At 70.7% G+C, this 792-nt stretch carries 1 protein-coding gene; it reads right to left on the reverse strand.

The annotated features are described in order from the left end of the window. Positions 1–792 (reverse strand): AMP-binding protein (locus tag DY218_RS24250; RefSeq protein WP_147336158.1); only part of this gene is annotated, 792 nt, incomplete at both ends.

A 792-nucleotide genomic window follows, 5' to 3' on the forward strand; every position in this document is an offset into this window, starting at 1 on the left:
CCCCACCGGAACCACCCGCTGCACACCGTCCAGCACATGCACCTGCGTCCCCGTGATCGGCCGCCCGATCGGCACCCGACCGGAGGCCGGTATGTCGGTCACGTGGTGTGCGGTGACGTCGATGGCCGCCTCGGTGGGGCCGTAGAGGTTGTGCAGTTCGGTGTCCGGCAGGGTGCGGTGGCAGCGCTCGGCGAGTGCGGACGGCAGTTCCTCACCGCTGCAGACCACGCTGCGCAGGGCGGTGGGCCGGGTGTCTCCGGTGCCGTCCGCTTCCTCGAGGAAGTCCAGGAAGACCCGCAGCATGGACGGTACGAAGTGCGTGACCGTCACCGCCGAGTCCGCCATGGTGCGGATGAGGTAGCCGGGGTCGCGGTGGCCGTCGGGTGCTGCCATGACGACGCGTGCGCCGGCGATGAACGCCCAGGTCAGCTCCCAGACGGAGACGTCGAAGCCGATCGGGGTCTTGTGCAGCACCCGGTCCTCGGGGCGCAGGTCCAGGTGGTCCCGCATCCACAGCAGCCGGTTGGTGAGGGCCTCGTGCGTGTTGACCGCGCCCTTGGGCTTGCCGGTGGAGCCCGAGGTGTAGAGGACGTAGGCGGGGTGGTCGGGGCGGATGTCCGGGGTGGGTGGGGTGTCGGGGTGGGTGGCGAGTTCGGGTCCGAGGGTGTCGATGCGATGGACCGGAACGTCGGTGTCCGGCAGGTCGAGGCCGGTCGCCGACACGATCACCTTCGGTGCGGCATCCCGCACCAGATGCTCGAGCCGGCCCGCCGGATACGCCGGATCCAGCGG

The organism is Streptomyces triticagri, from assembly GCF_003429565.1.
GTDB lineage: Bacteria > Actinomycetota > Actinomycetes > Streptomycetales > Streptomycetaceae > Streptomyces > Streptomyces triticagri.